Raw genomic sequence first — 552 nt, 5'->3', positions numbered from 1 at the left:
GGACTGAGCGAGCCCGTGGACCGCAGGGGACTGAGGTGCTTCCGGGGCTCGGCGCGGAGTTACGCGAGTCGATCGCGGCGAGTGAGCCCCATCGATCCGGTGAGCCCGGCGGCTCCTTCGCCGATGCCGCCACCGATTTCGCCGCCCAAGCGAGCGAAGTGCTCGCCGCGCTTCGCTCCGAGTCCTTCGGCTCCGATGATTTCGCCTCTGGTTCCGCCTCTGATCCCGCCTCGGATTCCTCCTCCGACGACACCCTCATCAACGCCCGGCGTCCCGGCGTCTTCGACGACGTCCGGCCGGTGCGGCCGTTGCCGACCAGGGGCCCGGTGCCGCGCAACTCGGTGGCGGCGGCTGTTGAGGGGCGGCGGCGCGGGGTGGACGAGGCGCGGCGCGGGACGGCTCCGGTCGGTGACGCGTACGAGGCTGCCGCGGCCGTGGCCGCGTCGATGGCCGCCGGCGACGCGGCCGGGGCCCAGGTGCCGCCGATCGCGCCGGTCGGGATCATGCCGACCGCGATCATGCCGCTGGGCGTGGTGCCGGGGCGGCGGGCGC

Annotated in this window: 1 protein-coding gene; it reads left to right on the top strand. The window is 74.8% G+C overall.

Translation table 11 applies throughout. The features are described 5' to 3' along the window. Window positions 1-35: 35 nt before the first annotated feature. On the top strand, window positions 36-552 hold a 517-nt coding region (locus IZR01_RS49500; RefSeq protein WP_194927922.1), incomplete at its 3' end, for a hypothetical protein.

Source organism: Catenulispora pinisilvae (assembly GCF_015356865.1).
GTDB lineage: Bacteria > Actinomycetota > Actinomycetes > Streptomycetales > Catenulisporaceae > Catenulispora > Catenulispora pinisilvae.
The sequence above is the reverse complement of the archived record's forward strand: the minus strand, read 5'-3'. Positions and strand labels throughout refer to the sequence as shown.